The 4,962-nt window shown below is 73.2% G+C and carries 7 protein-coding genes; 1 reads left to right on the plus strand and 6 read right to left on the minus strand.

Features of this window, described 5'->3' with window-relative positions; translation table 11 throughout:
* The 5 genes from E7Z54_RS17280 to E7Z54_RS17295 form a co-directional block, all read right to left on the minus strand.
* Positions 1-210: AAA family ATPase (locus tag E7Z54_RS17280; RefSeq protein ID WP_168798395.1), on the minus strand; the 210-nt coding region annotated here is incomplete at its 3' end.
* Entirely contained in the window at positions 207-1,169 is a 963-nt protein-coding gene (locus E7Z54_RS17285; RefSeq protein ID WP_136435820.1) for an NAD kinase, read from the minus strand. The genes E7Z54_RS17280 and E7Z54_RS17285, both read right to left, overlap by 4 nt.
* A gap of 15 nt (positions 1,170-1,184) precedes the next feature.
* Positions 1,185-2,012 (minus strand): TlyA family RNA methyltransferase, encoded by an 828-nt coding sequence (locus E7Z54_RS17290; RefSeq protein WP_136435822.1) that lies wholly within the window; start codon positions 2,010-2,012, stop codon positions 1,185-1,187.
* A 2-nt stretch (positions 2,013-2,014) separates the two neighbouring features.
* Positions 2,015-2,182, minus strand: coding sequence for a hypothetical protein (locus tag E7Z54_RS23405; RefSeq protein ID WP_168798394.1), 168 nt, complete (start codon positions 2,180-2,182; stop codon positions 2,015-2,017).
* A 9-nt stretch (positions 2,183-2,191) separates the two neighbouring features.
* A complete protein-coding gene (locus tag E7Z54_RS17295) occupies positions 2,192-3,217 on the minus strand; it encodes an HAD-IIA family hydrolase (protein ID WP_240769756.1) in 1,026 nt (341 codons plus the stop codon).
* Positions 3,218-3,267: 50 nt separating this feature from the next.
* Here E7Z54_RS17295 and E7Z54_RS17300 point away from each other — a divergent pair, with 50 nt between their 5' ends.
* The gene (locus tag E7Z54_RS17300; RefSeq protein WP_136435824.1) at positions 3,268-4,419 is read left to right on the plus strand and encodes a DUF1015 family protein; all 1,152 of its coding nucleotides are present in this window, start codon (positions 3,268-3,270) and stop codon (positions 4,417-4,419) included.
* On the opposite strand, the gene E7Z54_RS17305 is transcribed toward E7Z54_RS17300, so the two are convergent.
* Positions 4,379-4,741, minus strand: a complete 363-nt coding sequence (locus E7Z54_RS17305; RefSeq protein ID WP_136435825.1) for a single-stranded DNA-binding protein — start codon at positions 4,739-4,741, stop codon at positions 4,379-4,381. The two genes, E7Z54_RS17300 and E7Z54_RS17305, sit on opposite strands and share 41 nt — an antisense overlap.
* Positions 4,742-4,962 lie beyond the last annotated feature (221 nt).

A 4,962-nucleotide genomic window follows, 5' to 3' on the forward strand; every position in this document is an offset into this window, starting at 1 on the left:
GGCGGAGACCAGGCCCTCGACGCGCGCCTGCTTCGCGCCCGCCCGGACCGCGCCGGTGTCGGCGCGGCCGCCGAGCAGCAGCCCGAGAGCGGTCACGACCATGGTCTTGCCGGCGCCGGTCTCACCCGTGATCACGGTGAGCCCGGGCCCGAGCTCGAGCGTCGAGGAGTCGATCACGCCGAGCGAGCTGATCCGGAGCTCCTCGATCACGTTCCCTGCTCCTTCGCCCTGTCCTGCCGGCGCTGCTCCGCCGCGCCGCGCCACCCCTCGACGGAGAGGCCGAACTTGGCGACCAGCCGGTCGGCGAACGGGGCCTGGTGGAGTCGGACCAGCCGGACCGGGCGGAGGCCGCGGCTGACCTCGATCCGCGCGCCCGGCGGGAGGTCGACGCTGCGCCGGCCGTCGCACCACAGCACGCCGGAGCCCTGGTTGCCCTCGAGCACCTCGATCGCGATCACCGAGGACGGAGCGACCACCATCGGCCGCGCGAACAGCGCGTGGGCGCTGAGCGGCACGATGCACAGCGCCTCGACCTGCGGCCAGACGACCGGCCCGCCGGCGCTGAAGTTGTAGGCGGTGGATCCGGTCGGGGTCGCCAGGACCACACCGTCACAGCCCCACCGGGACAGCGGCCGGCCGTCGATCTCGACGACCACCTCGAGCATCCGCTCGCGGGCGGCCTTCTCCACGCTGGCCTCGTTCAGCGCGAAGGTCGCGTAGACGAGCTCGCCGTCGACGTACGCCCTGACGTCGAGCGTGAGCCGGTCCTCGGTCGTGTAGCGCTGGTGGATGATCGCGTCGATGGTGGCGGCGACGTCCTCGTGCTCCGCCTCCGCCAGGAAGCCGACGTGGCCCAGGTTGACGCCCAGCACCGGTGTCAGCCGCTGGTGCGTCACCTCGGCTGCCCGCAGGATGCTGCCGTCCCCGCCGATCACCACGGTGAGCTCGCAACCGCGGCTGGCGTCGGTCTCGGAGTCGGTCAGCTCGACGGCGGGCACGTAGCCACCCGGGTCGAGGCCGAGGTCCTCGGCCTCGTGCGTCAGCAGTCGGACGACGATGCCGTGGCCGGTCAGCTCCTTGACGAACGCGCGCGCGACCTCCCGAGCCTCGTCGCGCCCGGTGTGGGCCAGGACGAGCACCCGTCGCGGGGTATCGGTCGTCGCGGTCATGGGGTCACTCTCTCATCAGGCTCCGTCATCGGGCCGCGACGTGCCACGCCGCACCACCTCAGCGATCGCCGCGTCGTCCACGTCCGGCGGGCCGTGACGCAGCCAGAGGAAGAACTCGACGTTGCCGGTCGGTCCCGGCAGCGGGCTGACCGTCACTGCGCGGGCGCCCCACCCCCGCTCGGCCGCTGCGTGCGCGACGCCCAGCACGGCCTCCACGCGCAGCTCCGGGTCGCGCACCACGCCGCCCTCGCCGACCCGGCCCTTGCCGACCTCGAACTGGGGCTTCACCATCAGTGCGAGGTCCCCGTCGGGACGGGTCACCCCGAGCAGGGCATCCAGCACAAGGGTGAGGGAGATGAAGGACAGGTCCCCGACGACCAGGTCGACCGGACCGCCGATGGCCGCCGCGGACAGGCTGCGGACGTTGGTGCGGTCGTGCACCCTCACCCGCTCGTCCTGCCGCAACGACCAGTGGAGCTGGCCGTAGCCGACGTCGACCGCGACCACCTCGGCGGCACCTGCCCGGAGCAGCACGTCGGTGAAGCCGCCCGTGGAGGCCCCGGCGTCCAGGCAGCGCCGGCCCGTCACCGCCAGGCCCTGCTCGCCGAAGACGGCCAGAGCGCCCGCGAGCTTGTGGGCACCGCGGCCGACGTAGTCCGGGCCGTGGTCGGCCTCGCGGACCACGATCGCGACGTCGGTGGTCACCCCGGTCGCCGGCTTGCTGGCGACCAGCCCGCCGACCTTGACCCGGCCGTCGGCGACCATCTGGGCGGCCCGCTCGCGGGAGGGGGCCAGGCCGCGGCGCACCAGCTCCGCGTCGAGTCGCAGTCGGCGCGCCGGCACGGTCAGGCGGGAGGGTCGTCGAGCGTACGACGGAGCTCGGCGTGCGCGGACTCGAGCGTCGCCGCGTGCTCCTCCAGCGGACGACCGTCGAGGCCGGCGACCAGGTCGAGCACACGATCGACGGAGTCGATCCCGGTGGGCGTGGGCGCCGGAACAGGTACCTCGGTCATGCGGCGAGGCTACCTCGCAGACCCCTCGATGCCGGGGACCCGGGTGCCGGTGATGTCGACGACCCGGCCGGTGTCGTCGAGATGCTGCCACGCGGCGGTCGACGCCACCCGCCAGGCGTCGTCCGGGACCGCGTCCGGAGCGGTCCGCTCGACCACGAGCGCGCCGCCGCGGTCCACCTCTGCCCGCCACCCGCCGAGGACCCATCCGCCGCCCTCTGCTGCCGGCGCCGGGTGCGATGCGAGCAGACCGGCGAGGTCGACGGAGATGTACGACGGCCGCAGGCGCGGGGGTGCCGCGACGAGCTGCGCGGGTCCGGTGACACCGGTCAGCACCAGGAGCGAGTCGACGCCCGCGTTGTGGGCCCCCTCGACGTCGGTGTCCAGCCGGTCGCCGACCATCAGCGGACGGCGGCCGCCCACCCGTCGTACCGTCTCGTCCAACAGCGGGCGGGCAGGCTTGCCCGCGACAGCCGGCGTGACTCCGGTGAACCGCCGCAGCGTGTCCACCAGTACCCCGTGTCCGGGAGCGACCCCGAACGGTGTCGGGATGGTGTGGTCGGTGTTGCTGGCCACCCATGGAAGTCCCTCCGCGATCCGTACGGCGGCGCGCATGATCTCGCTCCAGCGCAGCTCGGGGCCGTAGCCGCTCGCGACCACGTCCGCCTCGTCGTCGGCGCCGACCGGCACCAGGCCCGCCTCGGCCAGGGCGGCGGCCAGGCCGGGACCTCCGAGACAGAGCACCTTGACGCCCACCCCGTAGGTGTCCGCGACCATCCGCGCGGCGGCCTGGGCGCTGGTCACCACGTCGGCCCGGCCGGCCGGCACCCCGAGCCGGGTCAAGTGCTCGGCGACCTCGTCCGGCGGACGCGAGGCGTTGTTGGTGATGAACGCGACTCTCATGCCGGCCGAGCGCACGGCCGCGATGTGCTCGGCCGCGCCTGGCACCGCCTCCCGGCCGACGTAGACCACGCCGTCGAGGTCGAGCATGGCCAGGTCGTGCGCGCGCGCCAGGGGCACGTTCGATGTGAGCAACACGGGTACCACCTTGCCAGTGGCTCTCACCCCCTCCTCCGTACGATGCCCTGATGGACGCAGGAACCCTGGTGACGCCGCCGTACGTTGCCGGTCCGCTGCGCCTCGAACCGTTTCCGGCACTGATGCTGGTGCCGTCCCGCGTCGGCGACCCGTCGACCGGACGGGCCTTCGCACGCCCCTACAAGGACGTGTCGGCCCGGCTGCTGCGGTGGCAGGGGAAGGGCCTGCTGCGGCGAGACGACGAGCCCGCCCTCTATCTCCACGAGTACACGGCCGCGGGGATCACGGTCCGGGGACTGGTCGGCGCCCTCGACGTCTCCCGCCGCGCGACCCGGCCCGAGGACCGCGCCGTGCTGCCCCACGAGGGCATCCATCCCGCGCAGGCCGACGAACTGGCTGACCGGATGGCGGAGATGAGCCTCAACCCGGCACCGATCCTGCTCGTGCACCATGGGTCCGAGCGACTCCGTGACACCCTCGCCGCGGTGGCCGGCAGAGCTCCTGACCACTGCTTCACCGACCGGAGTGAGCAGCTGCATCGGATCTGGGCGATCCGGGACGCCGCGGTCCTCGAGGTCATCGCCGACGAGCTCGCCGGGTCCCGAGCTCTCATCGCCGACGGGCACCACCGATACGCCGCCTACCTGCGCCTCCAGCGACGGGAGGCCGGCGCAGCCGGCGCGCCACGGGCCACCGACCTCGGGCTCGCGATGCTCATCGACCAGGACGCCACCCCGCTCTTCCTCGGCCCCATCCACCGGACCCTGACCGGGACCTCGCTCGACGACCTGCGCGCTGCTGCCCAGGACCTCGGCCTCCGCTTCCGCGAGCAGTCCCAGGAGCAGGCCGTCGCTGCCCTGTCGACAACGCACCTGGCGGCGACGGACGGCAGACGGTGGGCCGTCGTCACGCTCGACGTCGGCGCCGACGAGGCCGCCGTCGAGGCGCTGCACCGCCGGATCGTGCCGGCCCTCCCCCACGGCCCCACCACCATCGGCTACCACCACAGCGTGGACGATGCCCTGAAGCGGGCGAAGCGTGAGGACATCGCGGTCCTGATGCCGGCACCGACCGTGGACCTGGTGATCCGCGTCGCGGAAGCCGACCGACTGCTGCCGGAGAAGGCCACGTCGTTCCAGCCCAAGCCCAGCCTGGGCGTCCTCATCCGCTCCCTGCGCGCCTCACCACCCGTCCGGACCTGATCTCCACCTCGACCCTCGACGCCGTGCGTCCTCCGGACCGGTAGAAACGACGGCGCAGCGCGCCCGCGACCTCCACCTCGTCCCCGGCCTGCCATCCCGCCATCGACCGGCGCGGACGCGGGGCCCACGCCGCCAGGTCGACGACGTCGACCGAAGGGCCTCTGCGTCCCGACGGCAGCACCCGCACGTCGGTGCGTGGCACCACCAGCCGACACACGCAGAGCGCATCGCCACTGGGCAGCTCGCGTACCTGCGGCCCCGCCGACAGGGTGCCCACCAGCCGCACCTCGTTCACGGTCACGTCCCTCACAGCCTTTGCCATTCGTGTCCTCCTTCATCGGGTAGGCCGATTCTGTGGAGGCGGTCCGACAGGGCGGTCGGGGCTGAGCGATGCGTGTGGAGAACCGAGCCCGGACGCGACGCTGTGGAGACGGGGTGGTCGGTCCTGGGAGCGCGGAAATGAACAAAGGGCCAGCACACGAGGTGCTGGCCCTTTGCCAAAGTATGTCCGGCGGCGTCCTACTCTCCCACAGCCTCTCGGTT

Source organism: Nocardioides sp. (assembly GCF_004803405.1).
GTDB lineage: Bacteria > Actinomycetota > Actinomycetes > Propionibacteriales > Nocardioidaceae > Nocardioides > Nocardioides vastitatis.

Coding starts and splice junctions, on each gene's coding strand:
- E7Z54_RS17285 (WP_136435820.1), bottom strand. CDS start 1,169: ATGACCGCGACGACCGATACCCCGCGACGGGTGCTCGTCCTGGCCCAC.
- E7Z54_RS23405 (WP_168798394.1), bottom strand. CDS start 2,182: ATGACCGAGGTACCTGTTCCGGCGCCCACGCCCACCGGGATCGACTCC.
- E7Z54_RS17300 (WP_136435824.1), top strand. CDS start 3,268: ATGGACGCAGGAACCCTGGTGACGCCGCCGTACGTTGCCGGTCCGCTG.
- E7Z54_RS17305 (WP_136435825.1), bottom strand. CDS start 4,741: ATGGCAAAGGCTGTGAGGGACGTGACCGTGAACGAGGTGCGGCTGGTG.